Raw genomic sequence first — 22,798 nt, 5'->3', positions numbered from 1 at the left:
ATGAACGACACCAAGTCTGACTTCGCAAAGCCCCAAGAAAACAACGCGAACGACACGCCGATGTCGTTGGCGCTTCGCCAACTACAGGCGACTTTGACAGGGCCGCTTTACTGGATCATCAACGGCTCAGTCATTTTACTGGCTGCGATGGCGGGTCCGTATTTCACGCTCGAACGCCTGAGCTTTCCTGAGCGGCTGGTCTTCTGGAGCATAGCTTTGCTGGGCTCGGGCCTATTGATGACGTTTCTTTCGATCTATGCCTACAGACTGACGGCACATCGCAATTGGAACTGGGCGCTGATAGCGATACTGGCAGGTGCTGCTGGGATCGTGCCTGTGATGGCTCTACTTTACTTGGCCGAAGGGCTCGTGACAGGTTTCACTGATGGGTGGTATGATTGGGTGCAACCATCTTCCCTGTTCGTCAGCGTCGCACCCCCTCTTATTGCTGTGACACTGATGGTTAATCTTGCCATCAAGCTTTTGGATGCTGATCCACCGGCAACGGAGCCCCCCGAACATACGCAGGCTGAAATTGCATCGCCCGCTCTGTCAGCGCTCCACAAGAAAATTCCACATCACCTTGGCCACAACATCGTCACTGTCAGGGCACAAGATCATTATGTTGAAGTCACAACAACCAAGGGGAATGCCATGATCTTGACGCGTCTCAGCGATGCTGCTGCCCAGCTCGAACACCATGACTGTTTGCGTGTCCATCGATCATGGTTGGTGAACTTGTCGCGTGTCGTGCGGATCGAACAGGGGGCGAATGGGCCAGAGATCACGATGACAAACGATCAGCGGATACCGGTTGGTCGTAGATACCGCGCAGCCTTTGACGAGGCTGTCCAGGCTCGAGTTGACGGCAGCAGCAACAAGATGGATAGGCCTGTTGAAAACGGTTAGCGCGGCCGGATACAAACCCTTGGTAAAACCCGCTTTGGTTTTTGCATATTTTGACCGTACCCTGACTTGCGGACATTCGTGCGTTGCGCAGCATTCGGTAAAGTGGGCTCGGAACCGTCGTTCGCTGCGTCGAACACCGAGGTCCGCAATGGGCCGAAAACAGACATGTGCCAGATAGCAGCGCGAGTTGCGCACCGGGACCGGCGCGATTTCTCGGCCACATCTGCCGAAATCCCTCCCCTTCACCCGTCCGCCCGGTGCTCCCGCCAGATGATGAACACGCCGCTGGCGATGATCACCGCAGCCCCGACAAATGTCAGCATGTCGGGGATCTCGTTCCAGATCATCCAGCCCAGAAGTGTGGCCCAGATGATGGCGGTGTAATCCATCGGCGCGACGACCACGGGAGGCGCGAAGCGGAAGGCCTGGGTCATCATGGTCATGCCGGCGGTGCCGAAGATGGCGACGGCGGCGAACAGGCCCAGATCCTCGGTCCTGACCTGCACCCAGACGAAGGGCACGATGAAGATGCTCAAAAGAGCGCCGGTGGCGGTCATGTAGAGCAGCAGGGTCCAGACGCTTTCACGCTCGTCCACCCAGCGTGCAGACAGCATCAGCAGCGCGTAGACGAAGGCAGTGGCGAGGGGCAGCAGCGAGACAGTCTGAAACGCCGCTGTGCCCGGCCGGATTGCGATGAGCACGCCGATGAAGCCGACAATGACCGCCAGCCAGCGCCGCCAGCCCACATGCTCGCGCAAGATCAGGGCGGAGAGAGCGGTGATGAACAGCGGAGCCACGAAGATCAGCGCGGTGGCTTCTGCCAGGCCGAGGAATTTCAGGCTGGTGAAAAACATCACCGTTGCGCCAATCCAAAGGGTTCCGCGCAGCAGATGCGCAACGGGTTTGTGTGAGCGCAAAGCCTGGGCGCCGCCCATCTTGTAGGCAATCACAATTGCGAAGGGCAGGGCAATGATGTTCCGCATGAACTGGATCTGAAGCGCCGGATAATTCGCAGTCAGGGTTTTTGCCAATGCATCATTGACGCAGAGACAGGCCACGCCCGTGCACATCAGGGCGATGCCCACGGTGGTGCGGCTTCGCAGTTCGGTTGGCGTTGGCAGCAAGGCATTCTCCCGTGATCGGCCTGCAACCTAGCAGCATTGCGGCCAATATCGAGTGGGATAATTGCATTGTCCGGGTCCGCATTCGCCGGGGTGTCTAAGCGTAGGCGTTCATCGTGTGCAGCTCGTATTCGGCCACGTCGTCGCCGTCCTGGTTGAGCACCGCGACGTGCCAGCGGACTTCGCCATACTCGTCCGTGCGGCGGGTCTTGCGCTTGACGGTGAGCTCGACCGAGATGGCGTCACCCGGGGAGACCGGCTTCATGAATTTGAGCCCGTCAAGGCCGGTGTTGGCGAGCACCGGGCCGGGGGCTGGCTCGACAAACAGGCCGGCTGCGAAGGAGAGCAGTAGGTAGCCGTGAGCCACGCGACCCGGGAAGAACGGATTGGCTTTCGCCGCCGCCTCGTCCATGTGGGCGTAGAAGGTGTCGCCGGTAAAATGGGCGAAATGTTCGATGTCTTCGAGTGTGACTGTGCGCGGTCCGGCCTCAATGGTGTCGCCAATCGCGAGTTCTTCGAAGCTGCGGGTGAAGGGGTGGCTCGCGGATTTTGGTTTTGCCGCGCCCTTGATCCAGGTGCCGGTGATGCCGGAAATGATGTCGGGGCTGCCCTGGATTGCGGTGCGCTGCATGTAGTGCATGACGCCGCGGATGCCGCCCAGTTCCTCGCCGCCGCCGGCGCGTCCCGGCCCGCCATGGACCATGTGCGGCAGGGGCGAACCATGGCCGGTGGCTTCCCCGGCGCTGTCGCGGTTGTTGACATAGAGGCGGCCATGGGAGGCGGCCGAGGACAGCGCAATCGTGCGTGCCGCCGCGGGATCATGGGTGATGAGCGAGGCGACAAGGCTGCCGCGTCCGCGATTGAGAAGCTCACCCGCATGGGCGAGATCGCGGTAGGGCATCAGCGTTGCCACCGGGCCGAAGGCCTCGACCGCGTGCACGGCTTGCGCCGCATCGGGATCGTCGCAGGCCAGCAGCATCGGAGCCACGAAAGCGCCTTTGGTCTTGTCGGCGCCATCCACTTCGAAAGTCTCCGGATTGCCCGAGAGGATCCGGCATTCGGCGGAAATCTGGCGGGCCTTGTCGAGAACATCGCTCTTCTGGGCCGAGGAGGCGAGCGCCCCCATGCGGGTGGTCTCCAGTGCCGGGTCGCCGATGCGGATCGTGGCAAGCTTTGCTGCGATGGCATCACCGACCGGGCCGAGCAGTGCTTCAGGCACCATGATGCGGCGGATGGCGGTGCATTTCTGGCCCGCTTTCGCGGTCATTTCGCGCACGGCTTCCTTTACCAGAATGTCGAATTCCGGGCTGTCCGGCGTTGCATCAGGGCCAAGCACGCTGGCGTTGAGGCTGTCCTGCTCGGCGATGAAGCGGACGCTGTTTTCGAGCAGATGCGGGTTGGAGCGCAGCATCAGCGCCGTCTGCGCCGATCCGGTGAAGCTGACCACATCCTGATAGTCGAGCCGGTTGAGCAGGTTGCCCAAACCGCCGGCAACGAGTTGCACGGCTCCCTCCGGCAGGAGGCCCGACTCGATCATGCGGCGGAAGCACTGCTCGGTGACATGGCAGGTGGCCGTCGCCGGTTTGATGATGGCCGGCATTCCGGCCAGCAGCGTCGGCGCCAGCTTCTCGAGCATGCCCCAGACCGGGAAGTTGAAGGCGTTGATGTGGACCGCGACGCCCTGCAGGGGGGTCGCTATGTGCTGGCCGACAAACGTGCCGGCGCGTGAGAGCATCTCGAGGTCGCCGTCGACATAGATGTGGCGGTCGGGCATTTCGCGGCGGCCCTTGGAGGCATAGACCAGCATGGTGCCGATGCCGCCATCGATGTCAATCTTGCCGTCAGCCAAGGTGGCGCCGGTGGTGTGGGAGAGGGCGTAGAGCTCGTCCTTGAACTTGCCGAGTTCCAGCGCCAGCGCCTTGAGCATGCGGGCGCGGTCATGAAAACTCATGGCTCTGAGCGCCGGACCGCCCTTGAGCCGTGCATGGTCGAGCATCGCCTGGGTATCGATTGCGTCCTGGCCGGCAAGTGCGAGCTTGTCTCCGGTCACCGCGCTGAAGATGGCCCGTGCGCCCGCGTCGGCAGGGGTCCAGTGTCCGGCGAGGTAACTGTTGACGTTGATCAGATCCATGTTTTCCTCCCTTTGACCAAGCCGGATTTCAGATCTGAATTCCCGTTGGTCTCATTTCCTTTCCGGACCGGTGGTTGGCCTTCAACGCCTTGCGGGTGCGGAAGGCAACAACGGTGGGCCACGGTGGCGGCGTCAGCGGCATTTCCCAAAAAATGCCGGTTGAAGCCGATGGATTATTAATTGACCAACCGGTCGGCTTATGCAACTTTATTTTTGGGAGGACGTTCGCGATGACTGCACCTGTTTTGCAAAAACTCGATGGTGGCGTGCTGGAAATCACGCTGAACCGGCCGGACCGGCTCAATTCATTCAATGACGAGATGCATGCGGCGATGGCCGCGGCCCTTGATGTGGCGGAATGCGACGATGCCTGCCGGGCGGTGCTTCTGACCGGCGCGGGGCGCGGCTTTTGCGCGGGCCAAGATCTTGATGCCCGCAATCCGGAAAAGATGAGCGGCCCTCCGGATCTCGGAGAGACGCTGACACGGTTCTACAATCCGATGATCCGCCGGATCCGGTCGCTCGGCAAGCCGGTGGTCTGCGCGGTGAATGGGGTGGCTGCGGGCGCAGGGGCCAATCTGGCGCTTGCCTGCGACATCGTGCTGGTGGCGAAGGGTGCGAAATTCATCCAGTCCTTCGTCCGCGTCGGACTGATCCCCGATGCCGGTGGCTCCTGGATGCTGCCGCGCCTGATCGGTGAAGCCCGCGCCAAGGCGATTGCGATGACCGCGGAACCGGTGTCGGCGGAGAAAGCTGAAGCCTGGGGCATGATCTGGCGTGCGGTCGAAGATGCCGATCTGCTCGATGATGCACGAGCCCTGAGCGCCCGGCTTGCCGCGGGTCCGACTGCCGGGTTGGGGCAGATGAAGAACCTGATCCAACATGCTGCAGGGCAGGACCTTGATACCCATCTCGACATGGAAGCGGAGTATCAGCGCGAGGCAGGCCGTTCGGCTGATTATGCCGAGGGCGTGCGCGCGTTTCTTGAAAAACGTGAGCCCAACTTCGGAGGCGGCGCATGAGTGCGATTTCCGATCAGGAGCGCGCCGAGCGGTCTTCCGAAGCCATGCTCAGGGACGATCACACCACCAAGGGCTTCGGCATGAAGATCGAGTCCGTGGGCCCGGGCGTTGCCACGATCTCGATGGTGGTGCGCAAGGATCATCTCAATGGCCACGGCACCTGTCACGGCGGCGCGATCTTCACGCTTGCGGACAGCGCCTTTGCCTTTGCATGCAACAGCCACAACAAAATCTCGGTGGCGCAGCATTGCTCGGTCACGTTCCTGGCACCCGGCCATGAAGGTGACCGGCTGATCGCCAAGGCCAGGGAGGTGACGCTGGCCGGCCGTTCCGGGGTCTATGACGTGACCGTGATGCGGGAAGACGAGGCTGTGATCGCGGAATTCCGGGGGCTGTCGCGCACGATTTCGGGAACGCATTTTGAGGAAGCGGCCGGCTGACCGGTGAAGAGATGACGCAGCCGGTTGGAGGACGGGCGCAATGGGCTCGACAGGCACCGGCGCCAAACTGGAGGATAACATGCTCGATCTTACGCCCGACCGGGCAAGCCTGGACCCGATTGAAACCGCTTCGCGCGACGAGATCGCGGCATTGCAGCTTGAGCGGATGCAATGGTCGCTCGCGCATGCCTATGAGAATGTGCCGCACTACAAGGCGGCCTTCGATGCCAAGGGTGTTCATCCGAGCGATCTGAAGTCGCTGCCCGATCTTTCCAAATTTCCGTTCACGACCAAGCTCGATCTGCGCGACAACTACCCGTTCGGGCTGTTCGCAACGCCGCGCGAGAAGGTGGTGCGGGTGCATGCCTCGTCCGGCACGACCGGCAAACCGACGGTGGTTGGCTACACGGCGCGCGACATCGAGATCTGGTCGGACCTGGTTGCGCGCTCGATCCGCGCCTCGGGTGGCCGTCCGGGCGATATCGTTCATATCTCCTATGGCTATGGTCTGTTTACTGGCGGCCTGGGCGCGCATTACGGCGCCGAAAGGCTCGGATGCACCGTGGTTCCGGTCTCCGGTGGCATGACCGAGCGGCAGGTGTCGCTGATCACCGATTTCAAGCCGCGTGTGATCATGGTGACACCATCCTATATGCTCTCGATCCTCGACGAGTTCCGCCGTCAGGGGCTTGACCCGCGCGAAAGTTCGCTCGCTGTGGGCATCTTCGGCGCGGAGCCCTGGACCAATGCAATGCGCGGCGAGATCGAGCAGGCCTTCGATATGCATGCGGTCGACATTTACGGGCTTTCGGAAGTGATGGGGCCGGGCGTCGCCAATGAGTGCGTCGAGACCAAGGACGGGCTGCACATCTGGGAGGATCACTTCTATCCCGAAATCATCGATCCGGTGACGGAGGAAGTGCTGCCCGATGGCGAGATCGGGGAACTGGTGTTCACGACGCTGTCCAAGGAAGCGCTGCCGATGGTGCGCTACCGCACCCGCGATCTGACCCGGCTGCTGCCCGGCACCGCGCGCTCGATGCGGCGGATGGAAAAGATCACCGGGCGCTCGGACGACATGATGATCCTGCGCGGGGTCAATGTGTTTCCAACCCAGATCGAGGAGCAAATCCTCAAATGCGAAGGGCTTGCGCCGCATTTCCAGATCGAACTGAGCACCAGGGGCCGCATGGATGAAATGACCGTGCATGTGGAAAGCACCGCGCGCGCAGCCACCGAGGAGGCCCGCGCGGTTTCGGCCAGGGACCTTGCGCACCATATCAAGAGTGTGGTTGGCGTGACCGCGCGCATCGATGTGCAGGAGCCCGGCAATGTGGTGCGCTCCGAAGGCAAGGCCAAGCGCGTTGTCGACAACCGGAAAAAGGGGTGAAGGCATGGCCCGGACGATTGCCAAGGACCATGAGGCAAAGCGCGAGGCGATCTTGCAGACCGCTGCACGGTTTTTCGCCGACCATGGCTTTGACCGGGCCTCGATGGGCAAGCTGGCGGAGGCCTGCGGCGTCTCCAAGGCGCTGATCTATCACTATTACCCGTCCAAGGATGCGTTGCTGTTCGATATTCTCGACACGCATCTCACGGCGCTTGCCGAAGTGGTGGAAGCCGCAGCCGCGCAATCCGCCACTCCGCAAGAGCGGTTGCGCGGACTGATCCGCGCTGTGCTGATCGCCTACCGGGATTCCGATGCCGAGCACAAGGTTCAGCTCGATGCGCTGTCATCACTGCCCGAGGACAAGCAGACACATCTGAGGGCGCTGCAGCGCCGTATGGTTGGCGCCATGTCAGAGTGCATTGAGGCGGTTGAACCGGAACGCTTCTCCGCCCGCCCGGAACTGCTCCGGCCGGTGACGATGTCGGTGTTCGGCATGCTCAACTGGTTTTATCTCTGGCACAGGCCGGGCGGGGCCGTGGATCGCGACGCCTATGCGGATATCGTCGCCGATCTCGTGATGGGCGGAGTTCCGGCACTTTGTGTGGGGGAAGCTGGCGGACTTGAATGATTTAGGGGCGCTCGCCCGTGTAGAGCGCTCTTGGGCGGATCAGCTGGTCTGTGGCGCGCTGTTCCAGCCCGTGGGCGATCCAGCCGACCGAGCGGCCAATGGCGAACAAGAGGAAGGCGGCGCCTTCCGGCAGACCGAGATGGCGCCGCAGCGCCACCAGTGCGAAATCGATGGATGGCGCTGCCCCGGTCAGATCCTCGACTGCTGTGGCCAATCGTGTCGCTTCCGGGAAGCCGGGTCCGATCGCCGAGAGCAGCGCCTTGGCGCGGATATCTCCCTTCGGATAGAGCGGATGACCGAAGCCGGGAAGCGTGCCGCCGGCCTGCAGCCGGTCGTGAAGGCTCTTGGCCGGGGCGCCGGGGTCGGTGCTGTTCCAGAGCGATTCAACCTGCGTGGTTGTGGCTCCGTGCTTTGTGCCGCTCAGTGCTGCGAGTGCGCCGACAAGGACCGCCTTGAGCGATGCTCCGGTGGAGGCGATGCAGCGCGCTGTGAAGCTCGAGGCGTTGAGTTCATGATCGGCACAAAGAACAAGGGCGCGGCGGATCAGGTCCGCACCGGAAGCATCAACGCGCCATGCTTCCGCCAGCTGCTGGTGGACCGGTGTCGACAGGGGCGCCTGGCGGAGTGCGCAGGCAGCGAGAAGGCGAACCAGGTCTCCGCTGCCGCGCGCGACCTGCGCCGGATCGGTCCGCCAGGATGATGTCGGTTCGTCCGATGCCGCCACTGCGAAGAGCGGCAACAGGGTTTCGATCGCGGGTGTAGCGGCCGCCTGGCCGGCGAGCTCGAGATAGGCCTTGACGCGGACCGGCGTCCGGCGCGGAAAGGCGCTCTCCGGCCGGACCTGCCAGAGCAGGGCGGCAATGTCTTCAAGCGATGCTGTCGCTGAAAGCTGCACGGTATCCTTGCCGCGGTAAAAACACTGGCCGTTCTCGATCAGGGTCAATCGCGATTCCAGCACCGGCATGCCCCAGTCGAGTGTCGCCTTTGCAATTTCCTTCGGCTTGCGGCCACGCCGCCGGGTTTCGGCGAGTTGTTCGACCGCGGCGGTGAGATAGCGGCTCTGGCGGGGATCGTCGCCGGGAACGGCCTTGATCATGCCACGGCTGACATAGGCGTAAAGGGTCTGGCGCGAGATGCCGAGCCGCTCGGCGGCTTGCTGCGCATTGATGTAATCCGCCATTTTGAGCCTTTATGGTTGATTTATATAATCAATATTGACAATACCTCAGTTGCGCGTTTCTGTGAAGCTCGAAACAGAGCAGGAGCCTTGCCATGACGTCAGTGCAATCAGGGGGCAAATCGCGTGCCTTTCCGATGGTTTCGGAGCTTTGGGCCGGACTTGGCGGCGAGCCGGATATGTGCCGTAACATCCGGGTGACAGGGCAGGGCGCGCTTGCGTCGGTCTTTGCCGTCAGCGACTTTGCCGCGGCGGTGCTGGGCGTTGCGGGACTGGCCCTCGCCGAATGGATCCAGGTGCGGTCCGGTGTGTCTCATGGTGTTGCAGTCGACCGCCGTCTTGCCTCGCTCTGGTTCGGTTTTTCGATCCTGCCCAAGGGGTGGGCACTGCCTCCCGCCTGGGATCCGGTTGCCGGCGACTATGCCTGTGCCGATGGCTGGATTCGTCTGCACACCAATGCCCCGCACCACCGCGCAGCAGCCCTCAGGGTGCTCGGCACTGCCGCAGACCGAAATGCGGTGAGCAGGGCGGTTGCGGGATGGCGTGGTGAGGCGCTTGAAAACGCGATCGTGAGCGAAGGCGGCTGCGCGGCCCTGATGCGCAGCGTGCGCGACTGGGCGGCGCATCCCCAGGGACGCGCGGTGCTGGCGGAACCGGTGATGGGGATGGAAGCGGCAGGCGAGGCGGCGGCCTTTGAAAGCGCATTTGAGCACTCGCGTCCGCTTGCAGGGATCAGGGTGCTGGATCTGACCCGTGTACTGGCGGGGCCCGTAGCAACGCGCTTTCTGGCAGGGTTCGGGGCGGATGTGCTGCGCATCGATCCGCCCACATGGGAGGAGCCAGGGGTGGTGCCGGAAGTCACACCCGGCAAAAGATGTGCGCGGCTGGACCTTAAAACCGGCGCCGGGCGGGCGCGGTTCAAGGCGCTTCTCGCCGAGGCGGACGTTCTGGTTCATGGCTACCGGGCGGATGCATTGGAAGCCCTCGGGCTGGGTGCAGACATCCGCGCAGCACGTCGCCCGGGATTGGTTGAGGTGTCATTGAACGCTTATGGCTGGCGCGGGCCATGGCTCAAACGCCGGGGCTTTGACAGCCTTGTGCAGATGAGCTGCGGCCTTGCCGAGGCGGGAACGCGCGCAAACGGCGCGGACAAGCCGGTGCCGTTGCCGGTGCAGGCGCTGGATCACGGAGCCGGCTATCTGATGGCGGCGGCGGCCTTGCGCGGGTTGAGCCTTCGGCAGACCCAAAGGAGGGGATCGCGGTGGCGGACTTCGCTTGCCCGCGTAGGCGGGTTTCTCTCTGGCTGGCCGCAAGAACCGGACCAGATTGAAATCGGCAAGCCGCAGGATGCGGATTACGCGAGCTTTGTTGAGGTCACTGAATGGGGACCGGCAGCAAGATTGCACCCGCCGCTGGAGCTTGGGCAAACCGGGATGTTTTGGGATCGCCCCGCAGTCGATCTGGGAACCTCGCTGCCTGCCTGGTGAGCTCGACTGGCCCGGGGTGGATGGGTGCAACTTGAACTGGGTACGGTCTGGTTGCGCCTCAATCGAATGAGCGCGCGTAGATCGCCTGCGACACTTCGTCGGCGGTCTTCAAGGTGCGTATGATCAGGGGGACCAGCAAGGCGAGCGGGTTTCGGTCGAGGCCGCGGGCGCGCTGGGCCTGGCGGACTTCTTCAAGCACGGTCTTGAGCAGCGGGATGAAGCGGAGGCAGAGCGATATCGCAAGTGCGATGCGGGCCTTGGGAACCCACTCGGGTGCGTATTTGAGGCTCGAATGAATGCCGTCGACAAATTCACTGGCCGTGGTGGTCAAGGTTACCAGGCTTGCGGCCAGGATGAGCACGGCAAAGCGGCCTATGACAAAGCCGGCGAGGGCCAGATCGTTGAGATAGAGCTGAACGGCAAAGATTGCGGCCAGGATCCAGAGCGCGGGTTTGAGTGACGTCAGCGCCTGACGGGCGGTCAAGCTTGCGGTCACGAAACCGGCGGCGACGAGGACGGCACCAAGGATCAGTGACGGCCAGCCTTCAAAGACAAACAGCGCAGTGCAGATGACGATCAGCGCCACGATCTTTGCCGCGGGCCGGGCGCGGTGCAACGGGCTGTCGCCGGGGACGTGGAGCCCGGTCAGCATTGCGATTTCTCGATATACAAGGGGATCACCTGCGCGGGAGGTCCGTCGCCGGCAATTGCGCCATTTTCGAAATGCAGCACGCGGTCAAAGTGTTGCAGCAGGTCGAGATCGTGGGAAACGACCACAATGGATTGCTCGAGCTCGTTGAGTGCCTTCATCAGCATGCGCTTGTTCCACAGATCAAGCAGGGTTGTGGGCTCGTCAAAGACGATCATGCGGGGCTGCATCACCAAGACACCGGCGAGCGCGATCATCTGCTTTTCACCGCCGCTCAATTGATGGGTGAGGCGGTCGCGCAGGTGCGTCAGACCGAAGCGTTCCAAAACCTCATCAATCCGCCGTCGGGCCTCGTCTTTGGGCAGTTTGAGGTTCTTCAACCCGAATTCGAGATCCTCTGACACAAGCGGATAGACGATCTGGTTGTCCGGGTTCTGGAAGACGAAGCCGACATGACGTCTGAGCTCTTTCAGGGTCCCGGCGCCCTCGAATTCCACCTTGCCGCGGCTCGGGGTCTCTATGCCGTTGAACAGGCGTGCGAATGTGCTCTTGCCGGAGCCATTGCGGCCGATCACACCCACCCGGCGTTCGGTGATGCGAAGATCGATGTCACGCAGGATCCCGACCCCGTTCTTCTCAACCGCCACTCCGGAAAAGCTGATCATGCCGGTCACCGCAAAGTCTGATCTGGTCCGCCGGCCACCATCAGGCTTTTGACGTGATGATCGGATAGGACCGCTTGACCACGACGATCACGGCTGCGGCGATCAGGCATTTGACAATGTCGCCGGGGATGAAGGGCGCGGATCCCGCAAGAGCGGTGCTCACCGGGATCTTGGCGACATAGGCGCTCCAGGGAACGCCGATGGCGTAGAGCACCACCACGGCGCCGGCGAAGCAGATGGCAAAGGCCAGCACAAAATTGAGCCGGGTCCAAAGCCGCTCGGTGAGGTAGCCGATGATGAATGCGGCAATCGCCCATCCAACGAGATAACCTCCAGTCGGCCCAATGAAGACGCCAAAGCCGCCACGTCCGCCCGACAACAGCGGCAGGCCGATCGCGACCAGTGCGAGAAACAGAACAAGCGCGAGACCGCCGCGTTTTGCGCCCAGAATGCCGCCGGCGAGCATCACGCCAAGGGACTGGGCGGTGATCGGAACGGCAACAACCGGCATCGTGATCGGCGGGAAGACTCCAAGCGCGGCAACAATGGCTGCGAAAAGGGCAATGAAAACGACGTCACGGGTTTGCATGAAAAAATCCTATCTTGAAAACGATCCTGGAGTCCTGCGTGGTGCGGGAGCAATCTGTCTGGCCACTTCTCTGGCCACTTCTCTGGCGGCCGCCCGACTGTCTTTCTGCTATTGGCCGTTGAATGGAGGCCTTATAGCCGCAAGTGCAGATGATTTGACGAGGTTTTTTGCAAGAACCCACAAAAATGCGCGATTGTTTGATCGGTGGTGTGAGGGATCTGCGCGTGAGAAAAAGCGTATTTTCTTAGAACGTCTTTCGGCCTTGGTGCCGATCTCCGCCTTGTCACAAAGCACGGTTGCTATCGGGAAGCGGCCTGCGGGCGGAAAAAACCCGAAGCCGAAAGTTGCCGAAATGCTCTGCGGCGAGGCATATAGGCTCAGCAGCAATTGAGCAGGAACTTATGCACAGAACCGCCGAACAGGACATCTATCCGTTTAAGGGAGCGGCCCGGCGCAGCGTGGCGGTTGTTCTGGTTTCCATCACGGCATTGGCAATAGGGCTGCTGTTTGCCGTCTCGCTTGCCTATTTCAAATCGCTCGATCGTGAAGCCGCTGAAACGCGGCTTCTGCTCTACAAGAGATCGCTGAACGACACACTCAAGCGCTATCAGTATTTTCCCTTTGTGCTGGCGCAGGACCCGCTCACCAAGGAAACCCTGAGCGGCTCTTCAAATCAAAGACTGAACCTGCGTTTCGAGCGGTTTGCCGAGGAATCCGAGCTGGAGGCCATCTACCTCATGGATGTTAACGGCCTGGTTCTGGCGTCTTCCAATTTCAACCAGTCGCCGTCCTTCCTGGGCCAGAACTACGCCTTCCGGCCCTATTTCACCGAGGCCATCGAAGGCCGGCGCGGCAATTATTTCGGCATTGGCGCGACCACCGGGCGCCCAGGATATTTCGTCTCCGAGCCGGTGATGGACACGGATGGACATGTTGCCGGTGTGATGGCGATCAAGCTGGACATCAGCGAATTGCAGCAAACCTGGGAGGACGGTGATGAGACCGTGCTTGCCTCCAATGCCAACGGCATTGTCGTGCTGGCGTCGAACCGGGATTGGCTCTTCGGTGGATTGAGGGATCTCACACCCGATGCGTTTGCTTCGATCAGGGCCACGAAACAATTCGGAGACAGGACCATTGAGCGATTGCCGTGGGAGAAAACCGGTCCTGCCTCGGTGCGGTTTGGCGACAACAGCTACATCTATTCGGAAGCTGAGGCGGACTATCTGAATTGGAACATCCATTACCTGTTGAGCGAGGGGCGGGCATATGAGCGCGCCCTGCTGACAACGATCGTGTTCGGATCGGCGATCTCGCTGCTGGTCGGGTTTGCGACCTATCTGAGATCGAAACGCATTCAGGCGGCGCTGGCCATCTCGCAATCGGACCGGGATCAGCTCAGAAACGCCAACAGGCAGCTGGAGCAGGCGCACAGCGAACTGGCGCGGTCCAGCAAGCTTGCGGCCCTGGGGCAGCTGGCGGCATCGGTGGTCCATGAGCTGGGGCAACCCATATCGGCGCTGCGCAACTATCTGACCGCAGAGGAAATCGCCAATGACGGGGCTCATCATCCGCTCCAGCAGAAACTGAATGGTGTTGTCGACCGGATGGAGAGCATCACCAAACAGTTGCGTTTCTTTACAAAACCTGGCGAAGAGAAAATGGAGCGCGTCCTGCTCAAAGATGTTGTCGGAAGCGCTTTGGAACTGATGCAGCATGATCTCGATATGGCGGAAATCAAGGTCAGCTGCGAGCTCGACAATTCCGTCACTGTGATGGGAAACAGGTTGCGGCTCGAGCAGGTTCTGATCAACCTGCTCAACAATGCCCTCTATTCGCTGAAAGAGGGCGCCGGGGCAAAATTGGGTATCGTGGTTTCGCAATCGAAGGGCCTGGCCACGCTTTCGGTGAGCGATGATGGTGTCGGGCTGGGCGACAGAGGGTTGTCCCAGTTGCAGGAGCCGTTCTTCACCACGCGCGCGTCGGGTGACGGAATGGGGCTGGGGCTCTCGATCGCCTCCTCCATTGTCAAGGAACACAATGGCGAGCTGTCTGCCGAAAACCGGGCTGGAGGCGGCGCGGTTTTCTCGATCACAATACCGGTTGTGGCAATCAAGCAGGAGATTATGGCGTGAACCATGGCTACCGCATCACCGTCGTGGACGACGACAAGGCCATGCGGGATTCGCTTGCCCACTTGCTTGAGAAGGCCGGTTTTGAGGTCACGTGTCTGTCGAGGGCGGAGAATGTGCTTTCGACCATCCAGAGCGAGGATGCCGATGTTTTGCTTTGTGATGTCAGGATGCCGGGCATGAGCGGCACGGAGTTGCAGATGCAGCTCAAGGGGCAGAGCGATGTGCCGATCGTCTTGATGTCAGCCCATGGCGACATCCCGATGGCGGTTTCGGCGATTCAGAACGGCGCCTACAGTTTTCTTGAAAAACCCTTTGATCCAAGGCGTTTGATCAAGATCCTCGAGAATGCATCCCAGCTGCGCCGGCTGGCGCGCAATGCGGACAGGCTGAAGGTGCGGCTGGCGGAATTGTCGGCGCTTGACCGGGTGATGATCGGCAATGCGCCATCGATCAAGGCGTTGCGTGCCGAGATCGTCGATCTGAGCACGACGGATGTCAATGTGATGCTGCTGGGGGAAACCGGAACCGGCAAGGAGCTGGTGGCGAAGGCGCTGCACGATCTCGGCCACAGATCGGCTGAGCCATTCGTCCCGATCAATTGTGCGGCGGTGCCGGTCGCCCGGTTTGAGGAGGTGTTGTTCGGCACTGCCGACAACGGCCCCGGATTGCTGGCGCAAGCGGAGGGGGGCACGCTGTTCCTTGATGAGCTTGGCGCCATTCCGCTCGAAATTCAGGCCAAGCTGCTTCGCGTCATCGAAACCAAGCAATACACGCCGATCAACACGTCCAAGATGGTCAATGCCAACATTCGGATCGTGTCCGCCGCCCACGAGCGCCTGGAAGAAATGATGGGCGAGGGCAAGTTTCGCGAGGACCTCTATTTCAGACTGAACACCATCATGCTGACGATGCCGCCCCTGCGCGCGCGGCGTGACGACATCACCACTCTCTACATGCATTATCTGGATATCTTCGCCTCGACCTATGAGACCGAGGTGCCGGTTCTGACGTCGGGCGATGTGGCAACCCTGCTGGCCTATGATTGGCCGGGAAATGTAAGGGAGCTGCGCAATGTCTGTGAGCGTCACGTCCTGGCGGCCCGGCGCGGTGCAGGATCCGTTGACAGTGCGCTGAACGACAATCGTGAGAATTCCGCGACACCTGAAACGCTGCGGGAGGCCGTGGCGGCCTTTGAACGTCAGTTGATTGGCAAAGCGCTGGCGCGGCATCATGGTCGCATGGATGATGTTGCTGCGGCCCTTGGTATTGGCCGGCGCACACTCAATGAAAAGATTGTAAAGCTTGGTCTGGACAAGGAAACAATCCTGAACAGCTGAGGTCTGCGGATTTCCGCAGGGCGTTTTTGCGGTGCTGGCGGAATTTTTCATGGCAACGCATTTCGTTTTTCCTTTAAGAGTCGGTCAGGCGCCGTGGAGGCGACGCTTCAAGGAGGAACACTTATGAAAAAGCTCACACTTTTGGCTGCAGGCGCATTTCTGGCGCTTTCGGCAACTTCGACCCTGGCCCAGGATGCCAAGGACTACGTTCTCAATACCGCTTCAACCGGTGGAACCTACCACCCGGTCGGCACTGCCATTTCCACGCTGACCAAGGTCAAGCTGCTTCCCAAGGAAAAGTTCAGCCTGACAGCGGTCAACTCCGCCGGTTCGGGCGCCAATGTTCAGGCCATGGGTGCGGGCACAGCCGATTTTGCAATTCTGCAGGGTCTGTTCGGCTCCTATGCGGCAACCGGCACAGGCCCGATCACCGAGCCTCAGGAAAATCTGCGTTCGGTGACCATGCTTTGGCAGAATGTGGAGCAGTTCGTGGTCGCTGCCGAAAACGTCGAGACCGGCACCGTCAGCGATCTGGTTGCGCTCAAGGGCATGGCCGCCGGCATGGGCAGCCAGAATTCGGGCACCATCGGCTCCAACGGAGTTCTGCTTTCGGGCCTTGGCATCGATATTGAGGCGGATTTTGAGCTGGTTTATGCCGGATACGGCCCGACCACGGACGCAATGGCAAATGGCCAAGTTGTGGCTGCTGGCATTCCCGCCGGACCGCCAACCGGTGCAATCACCAAGCTGATGGCGTCCAATGAAGGCAAGTTCACTGTTCTCGACGTAACAGAAGACGAACTGGCGAAAATGGATGGTGGCCGTAATCTGTGGGTTCCCTACACCATCGCAGCCGGCACCTATCCGGGTCAGGACAAGGACATCAACACCATTGCCCAGCCGAACTTCCTGGCGGTCAATGCGAGTGTCGATGAAAACCACGTCTATCTGCTGACCAAGACCATGTATGAGAACCTTGGCTTCCTGACCGCGATCCATCCTGCCACCAAGGCGATGGCTGTTGAGAAGGCCATGGCCGGGTTGCCAGTGAAGCTGCATCCGGGCGCAGCGCGTTACTATCAGGAAGCCGGCCTGGAAATTCCAGCACACCTGATGCCGTAACAAGGCGGACCAAGCAATCGAAGGCGGGGGGTGACCTCCGCCTTCCTTATATTGGCCGCCTCAATCATATCGCCCGAAACAGACAAGATTGGCATCAGGATGAACAACTCCGAGCCGACACAGCCCACCGCACCCATTGATGAACGCGCTTTCTGGCTTTCCGAAATGCCAACGCGCGGCAGCCCGATCCGGCTGGCCGTTGTCGGCTTCGCCATCTGTTTCGCGCTGTGGCACATCGCGACCAACATCTGGCTCAACGAGCCGGGCAAGTGGCAAAACGCGATCCATTTCGCCGGGTTTGCCTTTCTTGCGGCGGTGACAATGAGCCCGTTTGGGCGAAACAGCTCCAGGGGCTGGGCGGTTGCGCTCGATTTTCTCTATGGCGGGGCGATTGCAGCCGCCGCATTGTGGGTGGCCTACGCCGAAAACGGTGTCTATGAACGCACGCTTGCGGTCACTGGGCAGTCCTGGCAATTCACCTGGGTTGACTGGCTTGCGGGCTGCCTTCTGATCTTTGCGGCACTGGATCTGTCGCGCCGTGTCTCGGGTTGGGTGATCCCGATCCTGGTCCTCACGTCGCTGGCTTACATCCTGTTTCTGGGCAGCTATCTGCCTGGCGTGTTCCGCGCCGCCAGCCTGCCGCTCAATGATGTGCTGTTCAGAACGCTCTACAATGACGAGGGCATGTTCGGCATTCTTGCCAGCATTTCGGTCACCAACATCACGCTGTTCATGATTTTCGGTGGCTTTCTCGTGGCCTCCGGTGCCAGCGATTTTGTCATCGAACTGTCCAAGGTGGTGGCAGGACGTACGCGGGGTGGAGCGGCCTTTGTGGCCGTGCTGTCCTCGGCTCTGACAGGAACCATCAGTGGTTCGGCGATTGCCAACACAGCCTCGACAGGCGTGATCACCATTCCGCTGATGAAATCAAACGGCTTCCGGCCGAAATTTGCTGCCGGTGTGGAGGCCGCCGCCTCAACCGGTGGTCAGCTGATGCCGCCGATCATGGGCGCGGGCGCCTTCGTGATGGCGAGCTACACCGCAATTCCGTATTCGACCATTGTTACGCTCTCGATCGTTCCCGCCATTTTGTACTTCCTCTCGGTCGCCTTCATCGTGCGCATCGAAGCGGTGAAGTATCAGGTTGGTGAGGGCATTGATCTGGTGATCAACAAGGGCAAGCTGGTTTCCGGTGGCCTGGTTTTCGTGCTGCCGCTCGCAGTCATGATCTATCTGCTGATGAGTGGCGTCACGCCGAGCTATGCGGCCTCCTGGGCGATCGCGGCGCTGGTGGTGGTCTCATGGTTGACCTCTGTCCTTGCAAAGGTGGTTGGCTCGGATGCCTTCGAGCCGGTGCAAATGGGGCCGTCGAAAATCAGCGAAGCATTGCTGATCGGCATCAAGTCCTCGGTGATGACCGGCATTCTGCTGGTGACCATCGGCATCATGAACAACGCGATTGTCACAAGCGGGATTGGCAACGGCTTCTCGCTGATGATCGCGCAATGGTCGGGTGGATCGCTGGTCATTGCGATCCTGCTCATCGGCCTGGCTTCGCTGGTGCTTGGCATGGGGCTTCCGGTAACGGCGGCCTACATCATCCTGGCCATCCTCACCGCACCAGCGCTGGCGGGCATTCTGGCTGACAGCATCATCATTGATCAGCTGGTGGCCGGCATTACGGATCCGAGCAAGTCGGCTTTCTTCATGTTGGTTGACAGTCCGCATGTTGCCAAGGTTGCCACCGGAATGCTGCGTGAGGAGGCGGTCGCGCTGATGGCGGCGATGCCGTTCGAGATGGCGATCACGGTGCGTCCGTTGCTGGTCGATCCCGCGATCCAGACCTCATTTCTGCTGACCGCGCATCTGATCATCTTCTGGCTGAGCCAGGACAGCAATGTGACGCCGCCGGTCTGTCTTGCAGCCTTCACGGCCGCGGGCATAGCCGGCTCCAAGCCGATGGCGACGGGGTTCGAGAGCTGGAAGATCGCCAAGGGTCTCTACATCGTGCCGCTTATGTTCGCCTATACCCCGCTTCTGACGGGAAGCTTCAACGAGATCCTGCAAATCGGCTTCTTCGCGCTTTTCGGCATTTATGCGACCAACGCGTTGATCCAGCGTTATGCGGAAGGGCCACTCAATCCCTTGCTCTATGTGCTGATCATCGCAGGTGCGGTGGGCGCTTACTGGCCGCTCAACTGGACTGCCAATCTGATCGGAGCCGGGCTTGTGCTCTCTGTGATTGTTCTCTCGGGCCGCCGGGGCCGGGAACGGGAGAGGGCCCTGGCCGGCTGACCTCGTCCTGCCGGTGCTGCCTTGTGTCGCAAGACTGATCCCGTCACGCCTGCGTTGCGTATGTTATCAACATATAGACTTTACGTAATTGATCTGCTGGCCCTAAATGCTCACCATTCGGGGCTGGCAGTGATCCGGCGTTCTGATTGTACTGGTGATGACGGGGAACAACAGCATGGGCAGGTTTTCTTTTCCGATGGCGCAGGGACGCTCGGAGGCACTTGGTGAAATACATGCCCGTCCGTTTGCACTGGTGGGGCAATCACGGGTTATCTTTCATCTGGCGTTTCTGACCGAAGGCGGTGCAGTCGTTGACCACGCGGTGCTGGCTGAACTGGCGCGTGCCCGCGGTGTGGCAGCACCTGGCCGGGATGCCGCGCATTTCTCCATGAGTTGGGGGCAGGGGACTCTCCGCTGGGAACGGCACACGGAATTTTCGACCTACTTCTGGGATGCGCCGGTTCCGGCCAAATTCGGTGACGGGCTCGACACCCACCCCTTCGGAGATCAGTTCTCGCCACCCGGCAATCTGATCGCCGGCATTCGGCTCGAGGTGCGTCCGGATTCCGCTGAAACTGAGGCGGCGCTGGCAAGTTTTGATCCGACCAGCTTGTGCCTGAGCGACGTCAAGGACGGGCAGGCGTTGATCGCAACTGATTTCCGCCAGGACGGCGACGGGCTTACCCGTTTTCTGGTGATCGACAAGGGCATGACGGATGCGGGCCGCGGAGCGGTGGTGCAGCGTTTGCTCGACATCGAGACCTACCGCACGTTGGCAGCGCTTGGTCTGGCTCTGGCGCGTTCACTCTCACCTGAGATGCGGCGTATCGAGGACGGGTTGACCAAGATCACCCAGGGAATGAAGTCGGGTGCGCGCGAAAATGCCGACAGCCTGCTTTCCGACATCACGGTTCTGGCCGCTGAACTTGAAGCCAATGCGGCGCTCAGCCTCTATCGGTTCGGTGCGAGCCGCGCCTACTACAACATCGTGCGTGAGCGTATCGCCTCGCTCAACGAGACCGCTCAGCCCGGTTTTGAGACCATCGGCGCGTTTCTCGAAAAGCGCCTGGCGCCAGCCATGCGCACGTGCCAGTCGATTGAAGAGCGCCAGGCGAACCTGTCGCGCAAGCTGTCTCGGGCGACCGCGCTTTTGCGAAGCTGGATCGATGTGGAATTGGAACAGCAAAACAGCGCGCTATTGAGCTCGATGAACCGGCGGGTCAAGCTGCAGCTGCGGATGCAACAGACCGTTGAAGGGCTCTCGGTGGCGGCCATATCCTACTATATTGTCGGCCTGTTCGGTTATCTCGCCAAGCCATTGGAAGGGCTCGATCTGCCGATTCAACCGGGTCTGCTGTCAGCTGCCTTTGTGCCCATCGCCATTGGCTTTACATGGATGGTGGTGCGCTCCATCCGCAAGGGGCACATCGGCGAAGACAAGGCCGAAGAGGCAAGCAGCAAGTGAAATGCCCGTTTGAGGCATGACCATCCGCTTGCGTCCCGGTATCGATCGGGACGCAATTACCACGCTTGCCCGGTTACAAGAACGTTTTCCCCGAAAGCTGTCCGCAACGGCTGATCAGCTTTGTGGAGTGCGGGATGTGGCCGTCTCATCCTTTGCCGCGTTGTTAATCTGAAATGGCCGGGGCGGTAGGTCTAACCCGGCGGGGTCGGCCGGGGTCTGAGTGGCACCGTGATCCGGGCTTCCGCGCCGCCCAATGCCGAACGGTCCATTTCAAGCCGGCCGCCGACGCTGTCGCTGATGTCTCCGGCGATCGCCAGGCCAAGGCCTGCGCCCATTCCGCTTTCGTCGAGCCGTTTGAATTTTGTGTCGGCTTGGTGAGTTTGCGGAGCCTCGATACCGGGACCATCATCGCTTATCCGGATGGTGATGGCGTCTGCTGTGGCTTCGGCCTCGATGACAACCGTGGTGCGGGCATAACGCACCGCGTTTTCGGCAAGATTGCCGATCAGTTCATTGAGATCCTCTACATCGATTGCAATGGTGAGGGCCGGTTCGATCCGGCATTGCAGATCGAGCGCTTCGCCTGCTGGCGTGCGCTTGAGCGTGCGCAGTATGGCTTGCGCATGCGGCAGCAGCGGTATCTGTCCGGTGCTGCGGCCGTGGCGCAGTCTGGCGCGCGCCAGTTCGCGCTCGGTGTGGCGGCGCATCCGCAGGGCGAGTTCTTCAATCTCATCGGCAATTTCAGTTTCGCCCTTTTGACGCAGCCGTTCGATGTCGCCCTCGAGGGCCGTGAGCGGTGTCTTCAGCCCATGGGCAAGATTGGCGGCGCGATCCCGCGCCCGGCTGATCGTTGCGTCCTGGGCGTCAAGCAGGGCGTTGACCTCCTCAAGCAGCGGGGCGATCTCCTCGGGCACGCCGTCGCGGGACAAGCGATTGGCGCCGCCCGAGCGGATGGCGTTGACCCCTGCCAGAACACGATGGACAGGCTTGAGGCCTGCGCGGATCTGTAGCATGAATCCGATCATCAGGACCGCGCCCAGAATGGCGAGAACGGGTGCCAGGTCGCGCGAAAAGCCGCTGGCCAGCGCGTTGATATCGGCCCGGTCGATGGCAGCCGAGACCCGCAACTGGTGTTCCCCGCCCGGGGCTGTGAGCACGATCATGGTCTCGTGGGTCAACAGGGTGGTCGCTTGCGGACCTTCGATGTCATGGACATGGGTCTGGCCGGGCACAAGCCCATCGCCGGGCACCTCAAGATAGGTGTCCCAAAGCGACCTTGACCTGAGAACCGTGCCGGCGGTGATGTCGTTGACCTGCCAGTACAGCCCGCCAAAGACCGCCTGAAAGCGCGGGTCGACCGGTTCGCGCAAAAGCGACAGGCCCTGTGCATCGATCCGAAGCCCCCCGATCAACTGGTTGAGATGGGTGTCGAGTTCCTGGCCGACGCGGCGCTCGACATGACCGGCAAACAGCGCCGAGAGGCTGAACCCGGTCACCAGCAATGCGGCTGCAACCACGATTGCGGCGAAGGCAAACAGTCTGAAGCGCAGGGACCGGATCGGTTTCACGTCGCGGTTTCCTGCTCTTCAACGATGTAGCCGAAGCCTCGGCGGGTGGTGATCAGGTTTGCAGGCAGCTTGCGCCGGACACGGCCAACCAGCACTTCGACCGCGTTGGATTCGCGTTCGAAATGCACCGATTGCAAATGTTCGGAAAGTTCCTGCTGGGGCACCACGCGGCCCTTGTTGAGCATCAGATAGGCGACAAGGCGGTATTCCTGCGGCGAAAGACTGACGGGCACTCCGGCCACGCTCAGGCGCATCTGCCTGGTGTCGAGTTCGATGTCGCCAACCGAGACAACCGGATTGGCGAGCCCGCCCGAACGGCGGATGATGGCGCGCAGCCGGGCCAGCATTTCCTCCATCCGGAACGGTTTTGGCAAATAGTCGTCGGCACCTGAATCGATGCCTTCAACCCGTTCGCTCCAGGTCCCGCGCGCGGTCAGCACCAGGACCGGAAAGTCCCGGCCCGCCGCGCGCCAGCGCTTGAGCACGGCAAGCCCGTCCATTCCGGGCAGGCCGAGATCGAGAATGGCTGCGGCATAGGTTTCGGTGTCGCCCAGAAACCAGGCTTCCTCGCCATTGGCCTCGCTGTCGACCACATACCCGGCCGCCTCGAGCGCGCGGCTGACATCCTGGCGGATGCGGTCATCGTCTTCTGCGAGCAGGATGCGCAT

General features: G+C 61.2%; 20 protein-coding genes. 12 read left to right on the top strand and 8 right to left on the bottom strand.

Annotated features, from left to right (window positions below):
• Positions 1 to 909, top strand: a complete 909-nt coding sequence (locus HPDFL43_RS14125; RefSeq protein WP_007198045.1) for a LytTR family DNA-binding domain-containing protein — start codon at positions 1 to 3, stop codon at positions 907 to 909.
• Between the two features lie 242 nt (positions 910 to 1,151).
• On the opposite strand, the gene HPDFL43_RS14120 is transcribed toward HPDFL43_RS14125, so the two are convergent.
• Complete coding sequence (locus HPDFL43_RS14120; RefSeq protein WP_007198044.1) at positions 1,152 to 2,033, bottom strand: DMT family transporter; 882 nt, start codon at positions 2,031 to 2,033, stop codon at positions 1,152 to 1,154.
• Positions 2,034 to 2,127: 94 nt separating this feature from the next.
• Complete coding sequence (paaZ, locus tag HPDFL43_RS14115) at positions 2,128 to 4,161, bottom strand: phenylacetic acid degradation bifunctional protein PaaZ (RefSeq protein WP_007198043.1); 2,034 nt, start codon at positions 4,159 to 4,161, stop codon at positions 2,128 to 2,130.
• 230 nt (positions 4,162 to 4,391) lie between these two features.
• Between paaZ and paaG the strand changes: the two genes are divergently transcribed.
• The 4 genes from paaG to HPDFL43_RS14095 all read left to right on the top strand — a co-directional run bounded on the left by paaG (position 4,392) and on the right by HPDFL43_RS14095 (position 7,641).
• Positions 4,392 to 5,183 carry a 2-(1,2-epoxy-1,2-dihydrophenyl)acetyl-CoA isomerase PaaG gene (gene paaG / locus HPDFL43_RS14110; RefSeq protein WP_007198041.1) on the top strand — a complete coding sequence of 264 codons (792 nt, stop codon included), beginning with the start codon at positions 4,392 to 4,394 and terminating at the stop codon, positions 5,181 to 5,183.
• Positions 5,180 to 5,623, top strand: a complete 444-nt coding sequence (gene paaI / locus HPDFL43_RS14105; RefSeq protein WP_007198040.1) for a hydroxyphenylacetyl-CoA thioesterase PaaI — start codon at positions 5,180 to 5,182, stop codon at positions 5,621 to 5,623. The genes paaG and paaI overlap by 4 nt, the downstream gene beginning before the upstream one ends.
• Positions 5,624 to 5,702: 79 nt before the next feature.
• Positions 5,703 to 7,013, top strand: coding sequence for a phenylacetate--CoA ligase PaaK (gene paaK / locus HPDFL43_RS14100; protein ID WP_040450247.1), 1,311 nt, complete (start codon positions 5,703 to 5,705; stop codon positions 7,011 to 7,013).
• 4 nt (positions 7,014 to 7,017) lie between these two features.
• Entirely contained in the window at positions 7,018 to 7,641 is a 624-nt protein-coding gene (locus HPDFL43_RS14095; RefSeq protein ID WP_007198038.1) for a TetR/AcrR family transcriptional regulator, read from the top strand.
• 1 nt (position 7,642) lies between these two features.
• On the opposite strand, the gene HPDFL43_RS14090 is transcribed toward HPDFL43_RS14095, so the two are convergent.
• The gene (locus HPDFL43_RS14090; protein WP_007198037.1) at positions 7,643 to 8,821 is read right to left on the bottom strand and encodes a citrate synthase family protein; all 1,179 of its coding nucleotides are present in this window, start codon (positions 8,819 to 8,821) and stop codon (positions 7,643 to 7,645) included.
• 92 nt (positions 8,822 to 8,913) lie between these two features.
• Between HPDFL43_RS14090 and HPDFL43_RS14085 the strand changes: the two genes are divergently transcribed.
• A complete protein-coding gene (locus HPDFL43_RS14085; protein ID WP_007198036.1) occupies positions 8,914 to 10,305 on the top strand; it encodes a CoA transferase in 1,392 nt (463 codons plus the stop codon).
• A gap of 58 nt (positions 10,306 to 10,363) precedes the next feature.
• On the opposite strand, the gene HPDFL43_RS14080 is transcribed toward HPDFL43_RS14085, so the two are convergent.
• The 3 genes from HPDFL43_RS14080 to HPDFL43_RS14070 are packed head-to-tail and all read right to left on the bottom strand — an operon-like array spanning position 10,364 to position 12,208.
• A complete protein-coding gene (locus HPDFL43_RS14080; protein ID WP_007198035.1) occupies positions 10,364 to 10,957 on the bottom strand; it encodes an energy-coupling factor transporter transmembrane component T family protein in 594 nt (197 codons plus the stop codon).
• Positions 10,951 to 11,619, bottom strand: a complete 669-nt coding sequence (locus HPDFL43_RS14075) for an energy-coupling factor ABC transporter ATP-binding protein (RefSeq protein ID WP_052093205.1) — start codon at positions 11,617 to 11,619, stop codon at positions 10,951 to 10,953. The genes HPDFL43_RS14080 and HPDFL43_RS14075 overlap by 7 nt, the downstream gene beginning before the upstream one ends.
• 40 nt (positions 11,620 to 11,659) lie before the next feature.
• On the bottom strand, positions 11,660 to 12,208 hold the full coding sequence (locus HPDFL43_RS14070) for a biotin transporter BioY (RefSeq protein WP_007198033.1): 549 nt from the start codon (positions 12,206 to 12,208) through the stop codon (positions 11,660 to 11,662).
• Between HPDFL43_RS14070 and HPDFL43_RS21995 the strand changes: the two genes are divergently transcribed.
• From HPDFL43_RS21995 to HPDFL43_RS14045, 6 genes are all read left to right on the top strand, one after another.
• Positions 12,207 to 12,599, top strand: coding sequence for a hypothetical protein (locus HPDFL43_RS21995; protein ID WP_156970281.1), 393 nt, complete (start codon positions 12,207 to 12,209; stop codon positions 12,597 to 12,599). The two genes, HPDFL43_RS14070 and HPDFL43_RS21995, sit on opposite strands and share 2 nt — an antisense overlap.
• 10 nt (positions 12,600 to 12,609) lie before the next feature.
• Complete coding sequence (locus HPDFL43_RS14065) at positions 12,610 to 14,343, top strand: sensor histidine kinase (protein WP_007198032.1); 1,734 nt, start codon at positions 12,610 to 12,612, stop codon at positions 14,341 to 14,343.
• The gene (locus HPDFL43_RS14060; RefSeq protein ID WP_007198031.1) at positions 14,340 to 15,680 is read left to right on the top strand and encodes a sigma-54-dependent transcriptional regulator; all 1,341 of its coding nucleotides are present in this window, start codon (positions 14,340 to 14,342) and stop codon (positions 15,678 to 15,680) included. Before HPDFL43_RS14065 ends, HPDFL43_RS14060 begins: the two co-directional genes overlap by 4 nt.
• Before the next feature lie 123 nt (positions 15,681 to 15,803).
• Positions 15,804 to 16,802, top strand: a complete 999-nt coding sequence (locus HPDFL43_RS14055) for a TAXI family TRAP transporter solute-binding subunit (RefSeq protein ID WP_007198030.1) — start codon at positions 15,804 to 15,806, stop codon at positions 16,800 to 16,802.
• A gap of 99 nt (positions 16,803 to 16,901) precedes the next feature.
• The gene (locus HPDFL43_RS14050) at positions 16,902 to 19,097 is read left to right on the top strand and encodes a TRAP transporter permease (RefSeq protein ID WP_052093323.1); all 2,196 of its coding nucleotides are present in this window, start codon (positions 16,902 to 16,904) and stop codon (positions 19,095 to 19,097) included.
• A gap of 175 nt (positions 19,098 to 19,272) precedes the next feature.
• Complete coding sequence (locus HPDFL43_RS14045) at positions 19,273 to 20,562, top strand: DUF3422 family protein (protein ID WP_040449247.1); 1,290 nt, start codon at positions 19,273 to 19,275, stop codon at positions 20,560 to 20,562.
• A 191-nt stretch (positions 20,563 to 20,753) separates the two neighbouring features.
• Here the strand turns inward: HPDFL43_RS14045 and HPDFL43_RS14040 are convergent, their stop codons facing one another.
• Entirely contained in the window at positions 20,754 to 22,130 is a 1,377-nt protein-coding gene (locus HPDFL43_RS14040) for a sensor histidine kinase (protein WP_007198027.1), read from the bottom strand.
• A complete protein-coding gene (locus HPDFL43_RS14035) occupies positions 22,127 to 22,798 on the bottom strand; it encodes a response regulator transcription factor (protein WP_040449246.1) in 672 nt (223 codons plus the stop codon). The genes HPDFL43_RS14040 and HPDFL43_RS14035 overlap by 4 nt, the downstream gene beginning before the upstream one ends.

Source organism: Hoeflea phototrophica DFL-43 (genome assembly GCF_000154705.2).
Lineage (GTDB): Bacteria > Pseudomonadota > Alphaproteobacteria > Rhizobiales > Rhizobiaceae > Hoeflea > Hoeflea phototrophica.
Note: the sequence above shows the minus strand (reverse complement) of the source record. Positions and strands in the feature narration are given on the sequence as shown.